Raw genomic sequence first — 16720 nt, 5'->3', positions numbered from 1 at the left:
TCAAACATTCCCGCTCGACTGCAACAACGCAATGATCTCTTGCGTGCTGCCGGTTTCACCCAGTCTTGGAAAAATCCGCGTGATGCTGTTGTTATGCGCATCCGGGTTCAGGTCGGTCATCGCATCCACTGCCAGCGTGACGTTAAAACCCAGTTCATGTGCCTGGCGGGCGGTGGACTCCACGCCAGCGCTGGTGGACACCCCCACAAGCACAACTTGCGTTACCGCTTGCTGTTGCAGCCAGGCAGCCAGATCGGTATTGCTAAAAGCGCCCCACGTCTTCTTGGTGACCAGATGGTCTTGCGGCTGGGCATTCAATTCCGGTACCAGATCAGCCCAGTCTGCAGGTAGCTGGATGTGCGGACGCGTCTGTTCTATCCGGCCAGGTGCGCCACCCGCCACGTTAACCAGCACGACCGGCAAGGCGTGCCGCCGAAACGCGTTGGTCAACGCGCTGGCATGCTGGATGACCTCAGCAATCCCGTGCTCTGCGGCGCGCGCAACGATGCCTTTTTGCAGATCAATCACGACCAGCGCGGTTTTGGGGTCTAGCGTGGTTACCGGCATGCAATTCTCCTCAGCTTTACGATTGGGCGAGGCGTTTGAGTAACTCAAGCGCCACCGCCAGTTGTTCTTGCTCGGCCGGCTCCAGCTTGGTCTGAATGGCCCGGACCAGCCAGTCTTCACGCGCCGCGTGGCTCGCTTTGACGCACTCCCGGCAGGCTTCGGTTAGCGACAGAATGGTTTGGCGACCATCGGCCGGGTCCGGTGCGCCGCTAACCAGACCGGCGTCTTCCAGCACCGCGACAGTCGCCCCCATCGACTGCGAGCGCACGCCTTCGGCACGCGCCAGGGCAGAGACAGTCGCCGGACCGTCCCGATCCAGTCGGCTCAGTACCGACAACTGCGACCAGGTGAAGTCGCCCAGACGGGCTTCTTCCCGCAGCCGGCGTTTCAGCTGGCCGATCAACACCCGCAACTCGACCGCCGTCGCATGAATGCCAGCGCTTTGGATATCTGCCGCTTGCTCGTTCATCTGCCTGCTCCCGTTCTTCATCATTACAACAATGAAGACAAACTACGAAGTTTAACTTCATACATATAAACAAATAAGCAATGGCACCGTCAAATAAGACAGACCAAGGGAAGAACAAAGCCGCAGCTACGAAACCTGCGTGTGCCCAAATCCTTGCTTCGTAACTGCAACTTACGGGGATAAAATGGATGGCGTGCGCTGCTGCCCATCTGGCGCCGACTTTCGCTGGGGGAGTTCTGCATGCTGGTGCACCAAGGAACAAGCCGAACTACACGAATCAACCTTCATCTGGCCTGCTCGCTGGCGGGTATTGCCGGGGCTTTGAATGCGGCAGCGTTTTATTCGGTCGGTTTTTTCTCGGCCAATATGACCGGCAATGTTTCAACACTGTCTGATCATGTCGCCACCGGGCAATGGCGTTCCGGGCTGTTTTATCTGTGCATTATCGCGCTGTTCATTTTTGGTTCATCGGTATCTACCTTGCTGATTAACGCCGGCAGCCGCCGCGCAATGACCGGCGTTTATGCCTACAGCATTCTGCTTGAAGCATTGCTGCTTACGGTTCTGGGGACGATCGACCTGTGGGTGCAGGCGGTCTGGCGGACACCGACGGTGGTGCTGGGTCTGGCGTTTTTGATGGGTTTGCAAAACGCCACGGTGACCCGGATTTCCGACGCCCGCGTACGCACCACCCATGTATCTGGCATGGCTACCGACATTGGCATTGAAATTGGCATGGCGTTTGACATGCTGCGCGGACATGCGACGCAGGACGCCACCGCAGGCAATTTCTCGCGGCTCTATCTGCACTCGGCGACGATTGCCTCTTTCCTGGCGGGCGGCATAGTCGGGGTGCTCATCTATCAGCGCCTGGGCGGTTATTTGATGATCATGGCCGCGTTTGCCCTGCTTGCTTTGGCCTTGCGCGGTCTGCACTGGACCAGGAAAACCGCGCCCATGCTGCAAATGCCAAACGATTTATAGCGGTTCCAGATTGTTTTGAGAGGCGCGAAATCATAGCGCCAGATTGTGATATTCGACCCGCTGACCCAGCCTCGATGTTTTCCTCTTCAAGCCAGATTGCCTCTCCTCTTGATAGCCAATGCGAGAACTAATCCCGCCTGCCCGGCACGCTGCGCGGACATTCCGTCCGAATCTCATTCAGAAATCTCATCTATATAGATAGCTGTCGCCGTGCGCTTATGTTGATGCGCTACGGCTTGCTGCAACTGGTTCATCCCGAGATTCACGTCCAGAACACAGGGTAATAATATCCATGACGGCCTCTGCCTCCGCTGCTCCCGCCACCCCACCACGCCGACCGCTCACCACCTTACAAGCGCCTGTGGTAATCCCGGCGCTGGTCGTAGTTATTGCCCTGCTGGTGTACTGCGCCTTGTTTCATGAACAGGCAGATATCTTGTTTGGCCAGGCCCAGGCGTGGGTCACCAGCCGCTTTGACTGGTTCTACACCATCAGCGTGACCGGGTTTCTGGTGTTTCTGGCGCTGGTTGCCGCCAGCAGATTTGGCGATATCCGCCTCGGCCCGGACGATGCCAAGCCCGAATTCAGCTTTGTATCGTGGACAGCCATGCTGTTTGCTGCCGGGATGGGTATCGGGCTGATGTATTTTGGCGTGGGCGAGCCCATGCAGCATTACCTGGCACCGCCGCTGCAGGCTGGCAGCACACCACTGGCGGCGCGCGAAGCCATGCTGATGACGTTCTTTCACTGGGGTTTTCACGCCTGGGCTGTGTATGGCGTGATGGGGCTGGTGCTGGCCTATTTCGGCTTTCGCTACAACTTGCCGCTGACCATGCGCTCGGGCTTGTATCCGGTGCTGCGTGATCGCATCAACGGGCCGATTGGTCACGGGGTAGACGCGTTTGCCCTGGTCGGCACCATCGCCGGTATCGCCACCACTTTGGGTTATGGTGTGCTGCAACTGAGCGCTGGACTGCATCAGGTGCTGGGCTGGGAGACCGGCTCAACCACCTTTCGCGTGGGGCTGATTGTGGTGGTGGTGATGTTGGCTGGGTTATCAGCCGCCACCGGGCTGGATAAAGGCGTGCGGATTCTGAGCGAAATCAATCTGTCGCTGGCCATCTTGCTGCTGGTGTTTGTGGTGGCATTTGGCCCCACCGTGTACTTGCTGGAAGCCTTCAGCGAAAACGTCGGCCACTACCTCACCAACCTGGTGGAACTGTCTTTTCGCACTTACACCTATCAGCCTACGATCAAGCCCGGCTGGTACGGCGGCTGGACCATTCTGTACTGGGCATGGTGGATATCGTGGTCGCCATTTGTGGGCATGTTCATTGCCCGCATCTCGCGCGGGCGCACCATCCGCCAGTTTGTACTGGGCGTGTTGCTGGTGCCAGCCACGTTCAATCTGTTGTGGATGACGGCATTTGGCAATAACGCGATCTGGCTCGATACCCACGTGGCCATGGGCGCGTTGTCGCGCGGCGCAGGCAACGTTGATGCCCTGCTGTTCCAGTTCTTCGAATACTTCCCGCTCACCCAGGTCTTGTCTGGATTGGCGATCATTCTGATTGCGGTGTTCTTTGTCACCTCGGCCGACTCCGGCGCGTTTGTCATCGACACCATTGCCTCGCGCGGCGCGCCCAATTCGCCGGTATGGCAGCGTCTGTTCTGGGCCGCAGTTCTGGGGCTGACCGCCGCCGTGCTGATGATCGCGGGCGGGCTCAAAGCCTTGCAGGCGATGACGCTGGTCGCGGCGTTGCCAGTCACGATCATCATGCTGGCTCTATGCTATGGCTTGTGGATCGGGCTGCAGGCGGATCGAGCCCATTACGAACCAGACCTGGGACACGCCACCAGTTTCTGGAGCGGTACGCACTGGCGCAAGCGGTTGGCGCAGATCGTGCACCAGGCCACTGAGGCCGATGTCCGGCAGTTTCTGCAAACCACCATCTTGCCAGCAATGCAGGAAGTCAGCGCCGAGCTAAGGCAGCGCGGCGTCACCTCCGCCGTTAATCACAATCCGGATACCGCCGATGAAGTGAGTCTGACCATTCCGGTCGAGGCACTGCGCGACTTTGTTTATGGGGTGCGCCTGCAAAGCCGCCTGTTACCGGCATTTCTGATCACGCAATCAGCCAGCCCGGACGAGCCGGATGCCCGCGTGTACGAGCCGATCACCTTTTTTGAAGATGGCCGCGAGGGGTATGACGTGCAGTATCTGCGCAGCGAAGAACTGATTGCCGACATCCTGCGCCAGTACGAGCGTTATCTATCGCTCAGCAGCAATCGCAGCACGCACTTGCTGAATCAGGCGCCGGGGCATACCTGAGAAGGGTGATTCGCGCCTATCCATTTGGCATGCCATCCGGCGGAAATTACCGGGGATTGAGTTCAGCCTGTCCTGAGCCTGGCGCTATGCTTTGAACAAGACCGGCTGGGTAGTGAGCGCTGGTAAACAGGAGAACAACGATGATTAACGTCAACGCCACTGGCAACGCCGGCGCTTATCAGTCCACAGTATTGCAATCGCAAACGCCGACGCAACTGCCTGCGGCCCCGGAACAGTTGCCCACTACCCCGACGCAGCCCCCAGCAGCCGGAACAGCGCCGCCCACCACCTCGCACCAACCCAAGCTGACCGATACTCAGAACGAGATCGTGAACACGCTTTATCTGGCCAATAACGCCCAGAAGAATATTGATATCTACACAGCAGTGGCGCAGGCAAACTCGAATGATCAGTCCGATTCATCGCTGACTGTCAGCAACAACAATTACAACGAGCTAAATCTGAACGTGACCGGCGGCAACGGCACAACCACGCAATATCCATATCAAGCGGGAAGCGTTATTAATACGAAGGGTTGAACCGGCTCGCGCCAGGGGCAGGCTATGACCGACTTGCGCGCCAATGCGAATTGCCTGCGTTGTCAGTTCACCCGCGCCACTCGCCCATGCGTGCGGCCCGAGTTCAGATACCCGGCGATATAGTCCTGTGACACTTCACCGCTGTAGCGTCCATCTGCGTCAATTACCGGCAACCAGGTCAGGTTGTGTTCATACAACCGCGACAACACCACGCGCAGGTTTTCGTCGGCTTGCGAAGTCACGCTGATCGGTTGCAGTTTGTCTGCGCAAACACCCTCCACTCCTTTGGCTTCTTTGCGGCGAACGTAGCCCAGCGGTTTGCCATCGGCATCGACCACCGTGAGATGGCGCAAATCACTGTCATCCATCACGCCAAAGGCGCTGGCCAGCGGCGTATCCAGTGTTGCGGTTTGCGTTTCCTGCATGTCGGCCACTTCTCGCGCTTGTACCAGCAGCAGACGTTTGAGCGTGCGGTCCTGGCCCACAAACGAAGCGACGAACTCATCGGCGGGATGGGCAAGAATTTCATCGGCACCGGCACACTGAACCATGCGGCCCTGGCGGAACACGGCGATCTGGTCGCCCAGCTTGATGGCTTCATCGATGTCATGACTCACCATCAATACCGTTTTGCCCAACTGACGCTGCATTTGCTGGAATTCATTCTGGATCTGCTCGCGATTGATCGGGTCGACCGCGCCAAACGGTTCATCCATCAGCAACACCGGGGCATCGGCCGCCAGCGCACGAATCACGCCAATACGCTGTTGTTGGCCACCCGACATTTCACGCGGGTAGCGTTGCAAGAAGCGGTCCGGGTCCATGGCGACCATGCTCATCAGTTCACGGGCACGTTCACGACAGCGCTTTTTGTCCCAGCCCAGCATGCGCGGCACCACGGTGATGTTGTCCTCAATGGTCATATTGGGGAACAAACCAATCTGCTGGATCACGTAGCCGATATTGCGGCGCAGGGTCACGGTATCGATATTGGCGGTGTCTTCGCCGTTGATCAGCACCTGGCCAGAGGTTGGCGTAATCAAGCGGTTGATCATTTTCATGGTGGTGGTTTTGCCGCAGCCAGACGGGCCCAGCAGCACGCAGATTTCGCCTTCATTGACGGTGAGATTCACGTCATCCACGGCTTTAAACAATTGGCCGTTTTTCTGGGTGAAGGTCTTGCACAGGTTTTTGAGTTCGATCATCAGCGGATTCCTTTTGGGGTCAACACACGCTGCAAACGCAGCAGCACCTGGTCCATTACGACAGCCAGCACACTCACAATCACTGCGCCGGCGATCAGCTTGCGAATATCGCTTTGGCCGATGCCATGCAGGATGAGCGTGCCAAGACCGCCAGCGCCAACGATGGCAGCAATGGCCATCACACCAATATTGAGTACGACGGCGGTGCGGATACCGCCAAAGATAATGGGCACGGCCAGTGGCAGTTCTACCCATTTCAAACGTTGCCAGAAGGTCAGCCCGATACCCCGCCCGGCTTCACGCACGCCTGGGTCCAGGTTCGTCAGGGCGGTGTGGGTGTTGCGCACGATGGGCAGCAATGAATACAAAAATGCAGCAGTAATGGCCGGAAAAGCACCAATGCCCTGCCCGATCATTGAGAACAGCGGAATCATCAAGCCAAACAAGGCAATGGCCGGAATGGTCAGCACAATGGTCGCCAGGCTCAGTACCACGCCCGCCAGCCATTTGAAACGCACAATCAAGATGCCAACCGGTACGCCCAGCAGCACCGCCAGCGCCACCGCGATACCCACCAGTTGCAAATGCTGGCGGGTCAGGCCGAGGATAAACGGCAGGTTGTGCAGCACGTACTGGAGCGTGTCATTCAGTGTGTCCATGTCACTCTCCTTGTGCTGGCGGAATCAATTGGTGCTCGCGCAGGAACTCGGCGGCAACTTTGTCTACATTGCGGTGTTCAATATCCACCTTGGCATTCAGCGCTGAGATGGTGTCGTTATCCAGCAAGGCCGAGAGCTTGTTCATGTCGTCAGCCAGGCCCGGATTGGCGGCGAGTATGTCGGCGCGGATCACTGGCGTCGCGGCGTAGCTGGGGAAGTAATGCAGATCGTCTTCCAGCACCACCAGATCAAATCCTTTGACGCGGCCATCAGTGGTGTAGACCAGCCCGGCATTCACGAAGCCATCGCGGATGGCGTTGTAAACCAGACCTGGGTCCATCTGGCGGATTTGCGGGCGGGCCAGACGCAGCTTGTACATCTCCTGCATGGGCTTCAGACCATCCGGGCGACCGGCGAATTCCATATCGAACCCAAGCTGCCAGTTGCGGGTATTAGGGTCTTTGGATACGGCATCCATTTTGGCGACAAGGTCAGACACTGTTTTGATGCCATTGGCCTCAGCCGCGCTGCGGGTCATTGCCAGCGCGTATGTGTTATTGAGCGGCGCGGGGTTGAGCCATTCCAGACCTTTTTCGGCATCAATGCGTTTAACGGTTTGATACGCCTCGGCATCGCTCATGCGCTGGTCGATGTGGTTGTAGATGATCAACGCAGTGCCGGTGTAATCCCACACCATATCCAGCTGCTGATTCTCCAGCGCGTTGCGCATGATGATGGTCGCCAAGTCGCTGGTCTGGTTCACCGTGTAACCCTTGGCGGTGAGGTACTGCGCAGTGAGCGCGGCCAGTACGTGCTGTTCGGTAAAGTTCTTGCTACCCAGATTGATGGTGCCACCGGCAAAGGCCGGAGCAGTACAGAGCAGCGTCAGGGCGATCAGCGTGCGGCGCAATGCGGCGCCAGATGTTTTGATGAATGACGAAAAAGTCGCCATGAGGGGTCCTCCTTGTTGGGGCCGATTGGTCGATGTGCAGCAGATCGACCGGTCAGCAGACGACAGGATGGCCTTGCAGCGTCAGGCGACGCCGCGTGGGCTCATGAGCTTGCCAAGACTGGCGACCGTGAGGTCCAGAATCAGCGCAATCAATGCGGTAGCCACAGCCCCCAGCATCAAGGCAGTGTGGTTATTGAGATAAATGCCGGGGAAGATCAGCTCGCCATAACTGCTGGCACCAATCAGGAACGCCAGTGGCGCAGTGCCCACGTTGATCGCCAGGGCGATGCGGATACCGGAGAGCATCACCGGTAGCGCATTGGGTAACTCCACGCGCCACAACCGCTGACGACGGGTCATGCCCAGCGCATCGGCGGCTTCCAGCAAGGCGGGCGACAAGCCAGCCAAGCCGGAATACGTGTTACGCACAATCGGCAGCAAAGACGCCAGAAACAGCGCAACGATGGCTGGTTTGTCACCAATGCCGATCACCACCATGGCCAGCGCCAGCACGGCTAGCGGCGGCAAGGTGTTGCCGATATTGAAAATCTGCATACCGGACTCGGCCCAGCGTTTGGCCCACGGACGGCTTAACAACACGCCGCTGGGCAAACCCACCAGCAAGGCCAGCACCATGGACACACCCACCAGGTACAAGTGCTGCTGACCCAGATAGACCAGGTCTTCCTGATAGTGCGCCAGCACCGAAGGGCCAATGCCGAAATACAGCGCTGCAAGCACAGCTGCTGCCAATCCCGAACCGAAAGCAATGCGCTTTAAAAACGCTCTTTTGTGCATCTGCGTCCTCCTGGGCCAATAGCAGTAAAAACCGGTACCACTGCTATTCGCTGTAACGATCGCGACAACTTAAGGAACCTCTGAACCAGTGTTTTGGGAGCAGCGTTTGCGCCAAATCGGGATGATCTGTTGACCCAAAGCTGTGCCCCAAGGCCGAGGCCTTTGGGTACGGCTGTGGGGCGGCAGACACCCGATTTCGCACAAACCCGAAGCGACGGGCCTTTGCGGGCGGCTCGCTGTGTTGCAGCCCTTGAACAGGCAATAAGCCTGCCCAAGGGCTGACGTCGTGCGATCCATCCCGCAAAGGCCCGTCGCTGCCCCAAAAAACTGGTTCAGAGGGTCCCTACTGCCAACTGAAGCCCGGTCTACCCGGACGATGAATGCACCTTGGAGTACCAAGGCACGAAGACGCGGCCACGGTGGCCGCTGGGGTCTGTGGGTAAGACCCCGTCTGACAAGGGCTGCTTTTATAACATCCCGTTACCGGACGGTGCAAACAATTACAGTTCGCAACCGCTATGGCGATTGAGCTATGCCCAAGGCATAGCGGGGGCTGGCGGCGAATCGGGCGAAGGTCTGTAAAAATTCACAAACCGCCCAAAGCGCAAAGCCAGGCGGGATGCGGCTTGCAGTCGAGTGCGGGCGTTTTTGGCCCATCAGCGCACCATTCCCGATGGCCCGCCGATCAACCTCTGCGCCGCTCGCGCACCTTGACGACCGAGGTATCCAGTTCCAGATGCCTGAGTACTTCAATCGCCACCTGGTCACGGTCGTTATCCACGCAAATCATGTGGTAACTGTTTTCGACGATGATCATTTGCGCATGATCGGCACCAATTTCCTTGACCAGAAATTCCGCTGAACGCGGGCTGGTCAGCTCGTCTTCTCGTGCGTGGATCACCAGGGTCGGGCAAGTAATTGCGCTCAAACCCTGCACCACCCAGCTACGCAAGCGGTCTACCTGCCGGATGCACGCCAGCGGCACCCACGCGTAATGAAAGTTGTCGCCACGCTCAAACTTGGCTTTCACAATGGCGCGCACCAGATCGTTCTTGATGCCGAACGGGTCTTCTTCTACCACCTTCATCTTGCGGGCCAGCGAGGGCAGCTTGTAAACCAGGTAACGCAAGCCGCGATACCACGGCGTGGACCAGCCATCCAGAAACACCGGCGGTGCCAGTGCGATCAATTTGCCTTTGGTATGCCCTACCCGCTTGACCACCTCTACGGCGATCAACGAGCCCAGACACATGCCCATGACGTGCAGCGTTTCGTACTGCGCCGCCAGTTCGTGATATTGCGCTTCAACGGCGGCCAGCCAGTCTTCGGCGACGACATCCAGCAGGTCTTCCGGTTGCGTGCCGTGACCCGGCAAAGTCAGCGTGTGCGTATCCACCCCTGCTTTTTTGAGAATCTTGTGCAGGGAACCCAGGTCGTATTGCGTACCGCCAAGCCCATGAACCAGCAGTACGCCGACGCGATTGGCGACGGCAGTTTCTTCCATCGCTTAGAACTCGTCGCCGGAAACAGAATCGTCCAGCCGTAACAAGCCACTGATGCGATAAACGCTGTCGTCAAAATCAACCACCGGCGCGCCGATATCCTGCAACTGCACGTATTCGCCGTCGCCCGCCAGAAAGCGGAATGTCTGAGTGCGGGCGGTGATATCGCCAGCCTGTCGCTGACCCGCGTAAGCGATCACGCGATCTCGATCGTCTGGATGTACGCGCTCAAAAAATTCTGCCAGGTTGGCCAGTTCGGCCGCTTGCAAGGCCAACAGCCGGGAGAGATCACCAGCCCACACAATCTGGTGATTAGCTGGATCGACTTCGTACATAAGTTGGCAAGTACCCAGCAGCATGCCTTCTGAACGCACTTTCCATGCCACAGCATCGCGCAAAGCCTGTTCGCGGCTGGCGTTGAGCACCGACATCAGCAGCCCCAGCAGCGCAGCGACGGCCAGATACAACTGAACTTCCAGCAAGGCATTGCCGAACAGCTCATGACTGCGTGCGAACGGACCTTCGCCCTGCGCGGTATTGATGCAGGCAATTGCGCCCAACACCAACAACGCTGCGGTGGTGCCACGCTGTTGCCAAGCCACGGCGACCAGCACCATGAAAACCAGCGGCAGGTAAGACAGCTCAAAGGTGGTGGAATGCAGAATCATCTGGGCGGTTGGCCCGTCAAAAGCCAGTTCGGCGGTTAGCACCAGCCCGATAAACCAGATCAAGCCTCGGGCCCCATGACCGCGACCACTGGAGCGCTTGGGCTGAAATCCCGCCCAGGCCAGCACCAGCGGTGCACCAATCAAGGCACCAACGGCGGTCGAAACGGTCAGTACTTCCACGCTAACACCCACCGGCGTGCGGCCTAGAAGCTGCAATCCAGCCCAGCCCAGCACTGATCCGGCGATGCTGCCTGCTGCCACCAGCAACACAAACCACAACAGGCCGCGCGGATCGGTCAGGCTTTCTTTTCCGCCAGTGCACAGGCGCCACAGCGCAGCAATTGATCCCACCGTAACAAGATTCACCACCACGAATAGCACCGAGATGGCCAGCGGGCGATCCATCAACAGGCCAGCGGCCAGGTGCACAATCGCCGTAATCACGCCCCATACCAACCATTGCGAGCGCGGCGCCAGAATCAGCGTACCCAGCAAAATGCCGCCAGCAGGCCAGAGCAAGGTGGAATGCGTAACTGGATCGCGCGCCGTCATGCTGAACAACGCCAGCGCGCCGAAGACCAGCACAAACAGGATCATTTTTGACAGCGGGGGAAATCGCATGGGCAGCACCTGTTAATGTCGACCACGCGTCACAGACGCTGGTCGGTTTTGTTGGCGGTGATATGAATTCGATATGAATTTTAGCGGGGAGAATCCCCAATCAACGAGTGCCATTATGCCAAGGCCAACCATGCCAAATGAATATGCTGAAGTTTTATTTGGCAAGGCATTGTCACGCTGCATTGGCAGAACCATTCAATGGCCAAGCGCCAGCATGAGCGCTCAAGAACCGGTGTGCTTGAACCAGACCCACACCGCAATTAACGCCGGTGCGCCGAACACCAGCAAGAACATGGGCAACTCATCGCGGACCGAATATCCGGCCCGGCTCACACCGAACCACATGTTCCCCAAGGCGATGATCAACCACAGGCCAATAAATACCTGCACCGCCAGTGGCACCGAACTGCCTGGCCAGCGCCCCAGCAACAACGTCACGGCGAGCAAAATCAGGCCAGAGGCAATGACAATAACCGTATGCATGCAACTGCCCCCACTTCCCGGATGAACCCAAGACCTGCGCGGCGTCAGGCCAATTCTTCGGCAAATAACTGCTGAACGCGCCGCCAGGTGTTATCGCGAGCCTCTTCATCAAAGGTATCGCGCAACTCGCAAAAGTAGCCATGCGGCTTGCCCGGATAAACCACCACTTCGTGGCGCACATTTGCCGCAGCCAGCTGCCGCGCCAGTTCCGTGCGATGTTCGGGCGGAATGGCATGATCCAGTTCACCTACAAAGTAGATGATCTTGCCATTGTGGCGGGCAATGCCCGGTGCCAGCGTAACGGCCAGATCCGGCTGGTTCAGCGCGATATCCGGGTTATGCAACCACCCGCCATATACGCACGCGCAGGCAGCGATATCAAACTGCGTGGCGGCCAGGAAAGCAATGTAACCGCCCATGCTGAAACCAATGAACCCGGTCTTTTCGCTCACATCGGGCTGGGTATGCAGATAGCCCAATACGGCACGAACATCGGCCAGCACATTGGGGCGAGTCATGGCATGCAATTGCTTGAAGCCGCGGTCGCGGCCTTCATCGCCAAACGGCAACGAATCATTGGGCAAGGTGCGGTGATAAAAATTGGGCGCAATCGCCACATAACCCAAGCGCGCGACGCGGGCGGAGACATCACGGATATGCTCGTTCACGCCAAACAACTCCATGCCGACGATCACCGCCGGATAGCGGCCCGGTGCAGTGGGGCGGGCTATCCAGCAATCAATTTCAGATTGGTCTTCGGCTACGGCAATGGCGAAGGCTTGCTGTGCAATTTCATGAGACATGACCATGCTCCAGATAAATAACCAGGAATCATCAGGATCAAACGAACTGGCCAAGCTTTGGGCTCAGGCGCGCTAAAGAGATGCCGGGCAAGGCAGTGGGTTTGCATCCAGGTAATGCCGCCAGGCTAAACCGGCTGGGGCTTAGGGGCGACAAATCATCATAGTTGGCGATGGCCGTAAAAAAAGCGCCGGGCGGCGCTTTGCACAAACGGGGAACAGTCCGCCGGTTCAGACCGGCCGCTCCACCACCATCAATCCTGCCCGCAAACCGTTCTTCACCTTGGGATTAGGGAAAACAATGCGCTCTTCGTCGTGACTGACCACGTAACGCTCGTCCCGATCAATGGCGATGACGGTGCCGCGTGGGTAAGCCGTGAAGTTGGCCATGGTATCGCCCACCGCCAGCACAAACGCGTCGCTTTGTTTGTTCAACTGGCCGACTACATCAAAGATTCTGGGTTGCGTAGCGCTTTGCGTTGGCGCCTCACCCATCAACATACGGCGCAAACCGGCATCCACCTCAGCAAAGCGCGTCAGATCGTTCAGGCCGAAGGGCATGACTTTGCCCAGTTCCAGCGTGGCGGCCAGCGCGTTGTGTTCGCTGCTGGAAAAATACGTAAAGGTATTAGAGCGCTCACGATGGTTAAGCACTGCAGAGATATCCAGCGCGCCCAGCCAGGCAAACACCTCCGGCCCGTAGCCAGCCTCGCGCTGCGGCAGCAAGGCAAAGCGCTCGAACACCGACGGGCGAATCGTGGTATGCAGATCAAGATGCCAGCGGGCGCCAACTGCATTGGCAAAGAACGCGGCCACGGCGGCTTCCAAAGCTGCTGCACGCGGGGACTCGGCACTACCCGGCAAGTTGCGATGCGCGCCGCAAAACAGCCGGTTCAGATCATCATCCAGATAGCGTTTGCCCGCGCTCATCGCCGGAGCATTGCCCAGCAAAACCAACAACCGACAAGCCAGCGGCAAGCGCCCCGCCGCGATATCGGCGACCAGCTCACGCAGAATCTCGATGGGGGCGGTTTCGTCACCGTGCACACCTGCCGACAGCACAATGTGAGTATCGATCGCACGTGGCGGGATGATTTCCAGCATCCCCTGCCCCAACCAGCGCCAGCGCATGCCACCAGGCGTGGTGCCGCTGGGCGCTACCGGTGGCTGGTTGCGCAAGGTAAATGCGAGGAAATCATCAAGCATTGGAAATCTGCCGGTAGGGTTTGCATGCGAATGCATGCGAACGCGTTCTGGTTCGGAGGAAATGGTGCGCACAAGTGCGCACCCTACGGTTAATTGCCCAACTGGAAGTCATAAACCGAACCCAGCGCGAGGATGCGGGTGAGTTCATCCAGCGCGGTGCGGCATTCGTCCAGCAGGCTTGGGTCGGCCAGGTCGGCGTCGACCAGCCGATCCCGGTAGTGACGTTCAATCCAGCTATCGAGCTGCGCAAACCTGGCGTCGTTGATCCACACTTGCGGGTTCACGGCGGCTTGTTCGGCATCAGACAACACTACGCGCAAGCGCAGGCAAGCCGGGCCGCCGCCGTTGCGCATGCTTTCACGCAGATCGAACACCAGCACTTCGTCAATCGGGCCACGAGAGGCGATCAGTTGATCCAGGTAAGCCGAAACACGCGGGTTATCGCGGCATTCTTGCGGCACCACCAACACGGTTTTGCCGTCGGCGCGGGTCAGCAACTGGCTGTTAAACAGGTAAGACGAAACAGCGGCTTCCACCGGCACAGCGGCAACGGGGACTTCCACCACGCGCAGTTGCGCGCCGCGGGCGGCCAGCTTGGCACGAATTTCTTCATACACCGCTGGCTGGTTCAGAAACGCGTTCTGATGGCAGAACAGCAGATCACGATTACCCACCGCGATCACGTCGTTATGGAACACACCAGCGTCGATCACGTCTGGATGTTGCTGGGCAAACACGGTGGCGTTCTCGCCCAAGCCATGCAAGCGGGCAATGGCTGCACTGGCTTCCAAAGTTTGCCGCGCCGGGTAGCGTTGCGGAGCCACGCCGCCATCGAACTCGCTACGGCCATACACAAAGAATTCCACGCCGGCTTCGCCATAATCAGAGCAAAAACGGGTGTGATTGGCCGCGCCTTCGTCACCCACGGCCGGAGCGCCAATCAGCGGCTCATGAAAAGCAAAATGGCTATCGCCCGCAAATACCGCCCGCAGCACGCGGCCAGTGGTCGGGGCCTCAATGGCACGATGCAGCTTGCTGGATAAAGATGCTGGCGTGAAATGCACGCGGCCATCTGGCGTATCTGCGGACGGGCTCACCGTGGCGGCATTGGCCACCCACATGGATGAAGCCGAGCTGGCGGCAGCCAGAATCGCCGGAGCTTCTTTGGCAGCGCGCAAGATCATTTCATGGTCAGTACCGGTGAAACCCTGAGCGCGCAGAAACCTGGCCGACGGTCGTTCTTGCGGCGGCAACACGCCTTGCAAAAAGCCCAGATCGGCCAGCGCCTTCATCTTGCGCAAACCCTGTTTGGCCGCTGCCCGCGGATTGGCCACGCTGGCGGCATTGTTCTGCGATGCCACGTTGCCAAACGACAAACCGGAATAGTTGTGAGTCAGGCCGACCAGACCATCAAAATTGGCTTCACGCGCACTCATGCTTGACCTCCCCCTTGTTCAACCCCGAAATCCAGACCAGGCGACAACGCTGCTGGCAGCGACAAGGTTTCAGATTCAACCGACGCCATCGGATACGCGCTGTAATCAGCGGCGTAGTAAGCGCTGGGACGATGATTGCCAGAGCGGCCCACGCCACCAAACGGCGCGGCGGACGATGCGCCGTTGGTTGGGCGATTCCAGTTCACCACGCCTGCGCGAATGCCAAAGGTAAACGCTTCCCACAAGGCCGGGTCATCGGCCAGCAAACCGGCGGACAAGCCATAAGCGGTGTTGTTGGCACCGGCAATGGCGGCATCAAAATCATCGTAGCGGATCAGTTGTGCCAGCGGGCCAAAGTATTCTTCATCCGGCGCGTTTTTGACGGCGGAGATATCCAGAATGCCTGGCGTAACAAAACCCAGCGCGGCATCAGGTTGCGTCATCTTCAACAAGCATTTGGCGCCTTGCTCGATCAAATGATCGTGCGCTTGCACCAGCTTGGCGGCAGCGATGCGCGAGATCACCGGTCCCATAAACGGTTGCTCGGCATCGTCAAATTTGCCCATGCGAATCTTGCTGGCCACTTCAACAAAGCGGGCGATAAAGCGGTCCCCAAACGGCGTGTTTGGGACAAAAATCCGGCGCGAGCAGGTGCAACGCTGGCCTGCCGACAAAAACGCCGACTGGATAGTGTGATGCACGGCGGCGTCCAGATTGGCGGTTTCAGCTACCACCAGCGGGTTGTTGCCGCCCATTTCCAGCGCCAGCACAATCTCTGGCCGACCGCCAAACTGCTTGTGCAGCAAGTTGCCGGTGGCTGAACTGCCGGTGAAGAACAAACCATCAATCCCCGGATGCCCTGCCAGCGCTTCGCCGGTACTGCGCTCGCCCTGCACCAGATTGAGCACGCCTGCTGGCAAACCGGCCTCCTCCCACAATTGCACCGTGTGTTGCGCGACTTGCGGAGCCAGTTCGGATGGCTTGAATACCACCGCGTTACCGGCGATCAGTGCCGGAACGATATGGCCGTTAGGCAAGTGGCCCGGAAAGTTATACGGGCCAAATACCGCCACCACACCGTGCGGGCGATGGCGCAACACGGCGGTGCCGTCAGCCATGCTGGCGCGTTTTTCGCCAGTGCGTTCAGCGTGCGCCTGGATCGAGATTTCAACCTTGGCCGCCATGGCGCCCACTTCGGTGCGCGCTTCCCACAAGGGTTTGCCGGTTTCCAGACCAATACTGCGAGCCAGCGCTTCTTTGTTCTGATTCAAGAGTTCTGCAAAGCGGCGCACGATGGCGATGCGAGCTGCCAGCGGCTGGCGCGCCCAGCCAGCAAAGGCTTTGCGTGCGGCGATGACAGCGGTATCGACATCCGCCGCCGCCGCAGCGTTGCCCTGCCACACGGTCTGGCCGGTGGCCGGGTCGATGGAGGCAAACGACGCACCGCCGCCGGTGACCCACTGGTTATCAATAAACAGTCCGTTCCCGTTGCTAGCCAT

At 58.6% G+C, this 16720-nt stretch carries 16 protein-coding genes; 3 read left to right on the top strand and 13 right to left on the bottom strand.

The window, feature by feature from the left end:
- The gene (locus P4L78_RS01830; RefSeq protein WP_283148467.1) at nucleotides 1-567 is read right to left on the bottom strand and encodes an isochorismatase family protein; all 567 of its coding nucleotides are present in this window, start codon (nucleotides 565-567) and stop codon (nucleotides 1-3) included.
- Nucleotides 568-583: 16 nt separating this feature from the next.
- On the bottom strand, nucleotides 584-1036 hold the full coding sequence (locus tag P4L78_RS01825) for a MarR family transcriptional regulator (protein WP_309326614.1): 453 nt from the start codon (nucleotides 1034-1036) through the stop codon (nucleotides 584-586).
- A gap of 240 nt (nucleotides 1037-1276) precedes the next feature.
- Here P4L78_RS01825 and P4L78_RS01820 point away from each other — a divergent pair, with 240 nt between their 5' ends.
- From P4L78_RS01820 to P4L78_RS01810, 3 genes are all read left to right on the top strand, one after another.
- Nucleotides 1277-2020 carry a YoaK family protein gene (locus tag P4L78_RS01820; RefSeq protein WP_283148465.1) on the top strand — a complete coding sequence of 248 codons (744 nt, stop codon included), beginning with the start codon at nucleotides 1277-1279 and terminating at the stop codon, nucleotides 2018-2020.
- Nucleotides 2021-2312: 292 nt separating this feature from the next.
- Nucleotides 2313-4352 carry a BCCT family transporter gene (locus P4L78_RS01815; RefSeq protein WP_309326612.1) on the top strand — a complete coding sequence of 680 codons (2040 nt, stop codon included), beginning with the start codon at nucleotides 2313-2315 and terminating at the stop codon, nucleotides 4350-4352.
- Between the two features lie 140 nt (nucleotides 4353-4492).
- Nucleotides 4493-4891, top strand: coding sequence for a hypothetical protein (locus tag P4L78_RS01810; protein WP_283148463.1), 399 nt, complete (start codon nucleotides 4493-4495; stop codon nucleotides 4889-4891).
- Nucleotides 4892-4953: 62 nt separating this feature from the next.
- On the opposite strand, the gene P4L78_RS01805 is transcribed toward P4L78_RS01810, so the two are convergent.
- The 11 genes from P4L78_RS01805 to astD all read right to left on the bottom strand — a co-directional run bounded on the left by P4L78_RS01805 (nucleotide 4954) and on the right by astD (nucleotide 16720).
- A complete protein-coding gene (locus tag P4L78_RS01805; protein ID WP_309326610.1) occupies nucleotides 4954-6096 on the bottom strand; it encodes an ABC transporter ATP-binding protein in 1143 nt (380 codons plus the stop codon).
- Nucleotides 6096-6755 carry an ABC transporter permease gene (locus P4L78_RS01800; protein WP_309326608.1) on the bottom strand — a complete coding sequence of 220 codons (660 nt, stop codon included), beginning with the start codon at nucleotides 6753-6755 and terminating at the stop codon, nucleotides 6096-6098. Before P4L78_RS01800 ends, P4L78_RS01805 begins: the two co-directional genes overlap by 1 nt.
- A 1-nt stretch (nucleotide 6756) precedes the next feature.
- A complete protein-coding gene (locus P4L78_RS01795; RefSeq protein ID WP_309326606.1) occupies nucleotides 6757-7707 on the bottom strand; it encodes a glycine betaine ABC transporter substrate-binding protein in 951 nt (316 codons plus the stop codon).
- 81 nt (nucleotides 7708-7788) lie between these two features.
- Nucleotides 7789-8505 (bottom strand): ABC transporter permease, encoded by a 717-nt coding sequence (locus P4L78_RS01790; protein ID WP_309326604.1) that lies wholly within the window; start codon nucleotides 8503-8505, stop codon nucleotides 7789-7791.
- Nucleotides 8506-9190: 685 nt separating this feature from the next.
- On the bottom strand, nucleotides 9191-10009 hold the full coding sequence (locus P4L78_RS01785) for a carboxylesterase (protein WP_283148458.1): 819 nt from the start codon (nucleotides 10007-10009) through the stop codon (nucleotides 9191-9193).
- Nucleotides 10010-10012: 3 nt separating this feature from the next.
- Nucleotides 10013-11296 carry an MASE1 domain-containing protein gene (locus P4L78_RS01780; protein ID WP_309326602.1) on the bottom strand — a complete coding sequence of 428 codons (1284 nt, stop codon included), beginning with the start codon at nucleotides 11294-11296 and terminating at the stop codon, nucleotides 10013-10015.
- Nucleotides 11297-11518: 222 nt separating this feature from the next.
- A complete protein-coding gene (locus P4L78_RS01775; RefSeq protein WP_283148456.1) occupies nucleotides 11519-11779 on the bottom strand; it encodes a hypothetical protein in 261 nt (86 codons plus the stop codon).
- 44 nt (nucleotides 11780-11823) lie between these two features.
- Nucleotides 11824-12582 (bottom strand): dienelactone hydrolase family protein, encoded by a 759-nt coding sequence (locus P4L78_RS01770; RefSeq protein ID WP_309326600.1) that lies wholly within the window; start codon nucleotides 12580-12582, stop codon nucleotides 11824-11826.
- Between the two features lie 228 nt (nucleotides 12583-12810).
- Nucleotides 12811-13785, bottom strand: a complete 975-nt coding sequence (gene astE / locus P4L78_RS01765) for a succinylglutamate desuccinylase (protein WP_309326597.1) — start codon at nucleotides 13783-13785, stop codon at nucleotides 12811-12813.
- An 89-nt stretch (nucleotides 13786-13874) separates the two neighbouring features.
- Nucleotides 13875-15221: an N-succinylarginine dihydrolase gene (astB, locus tag P4L78_RS01760; protein ID WP_309326595.1), complete on the bottom strand. Its 1347-nt coding sequence runs from the start codon at nucleotides 15219-15221 to the stop codon at nucleotides 13875-13877.
- Nucleotides 15218-16720 carry a succinylglutamate-semialdehyde dehydrogenase gene (gene astD, locus P4L78_RS01755; protein WP_309326593.1) on the bottom strand — a complete coding sequence of 501 codons (1503 nt, stop codon included), beginning with the start codon at nucleotides 16718-16720 and terminating at the stop codon, nucleotides 15218-15220. Before astD ends, astB begins: the two co-directional genes overlap by 4 nt.

This window comes from Silvimonas sp., from assembly GCF_031291215.1.
GTDB lineage: Bacteria > Pseudomonadota > Gammaproteobacteria > Burkholderiales > Chitinibacteraceae > Silvimonas > Silvimonas soli.
Note: the sequence above shows the minus strand (reverse complement) of the source record. Positions and strands in the feature narration are given on the sequence as shown.

Excerpts from the sequence above, each read along its gene's own strand:
- P4L78_RS01830 (WP_283148467.1), bottom strand. The coding sequence starts at position 567 with ATGCCGGTAACCACGCTAGACCCCAAAACCGCGCTGGTCGTGATTGAT.
- P4L78_RS01820 (WP_283148465.1), top strand. The coding sequence starts at position 1,277 with ATGCTGGTGCACCAAGGAACAAGCCGAACTACACGAATCAACCTTCAT.
- P4L78_RS01780 (WP_309326602.1), bottom strand. The coding sequence starts at position 11,296 with ATGCGATTTCCCCCGCTGTCAAAAATGATCCTGTTTGTGCTGGTCTTC.
- P4L78_RS01770 (WP_309326600.1), bottom strand. The coding sequence starts at position 12,582 with ATGTCTCATGAAATTGCACAGCAAGCCTTCGCCATTGCCGTAGCCGAA.
- P4L78_RS01800 (WP_309326608.1), bottom strand. The coding sequence starts at position 6,755 with ATGGACACACTGAATGACACGCTCCAGTACGTGCTGCACAACCTGCCG.
- astB (WP_309326595.1), bottom strand. The coding sequence starts at position 15,221 with ATGAGTGCGCGTGAAGCCAATTTTGATGGTCTGGTCGGCCTGACTCAC.
- astD (WP_309326593.1), bottom strand. The coding sequence starts at position 16,720 with ATGGCTAGCAACGGGAACGGACTGTTTATTGATAACCAGTGGGTCACC.
- P4L78_RS01775 (WP_283148456.1), bottom strand. The coding sequence starts at position 11,779 with ATGCATACGGTTATTGTCATTGCCTCTGGCCTGATTTTGCTCGCCGTG.
- P4L78_RS01815 (WP_309326612.1), top strand. The coding sequence starts at position 2,313 with ATGACGGCCTCTGCCTCCGCTGCTCCCGCCACCCCACCACGCCGACCG.
- P4L78_RS01795 (WP_309326606.1), bottom strand. The coding sequence starts at position 7,707 with ATGGCGACTTTTTCGTCATTCATCAAAACATCTGGCGCCGCATTGCGC.
- astE (WP_309326597.1), bottom strand. The coding sequence starts at position 13,785 with ATGCTTGATGATTTCCTCGCATTTACCTTGCGCAACCAGCCACCGGTA.
- P4L78_RS01785 (WP_283148458.1), bottom strand. The coding sequence starts at position 10,009 with ATGGAAGAAACTGCCGTCGCCAATCGCGTCGGCGTACTGCTGGTTCAT.
- P4L78_RS01825 (WP_309326614.1), bottom strand. The coding sequence starts at position 1,036 with ATGAACGAGCAAGCGGCAGATATCCAAAGCGCTGGCATTCATGCGACG.
- P4L78_RS01790 (WP_309326604.1), bottom strand. The coding sequence starts at position 8,505 with ATGCACAAAAGAGCGTTTTTAAAGCGCATTGCTTTCGGTTCGGGATTG.
- P4L78_RS01810 (WP_283148463.1), top strand. The coding sequence starts at position 4,493 with ATGATTAACGTCAACGCCACTGGCAACGCCGGCGCTTATCAGTCCACA.
- P4L78_RS01805 (WP_309326610.1), bottom strand. The coding sequence starts at position 6,096 with ATGATCGAACTCAAAAACCTGTGCAAGACCTTCACCCAGAAAAACGGC.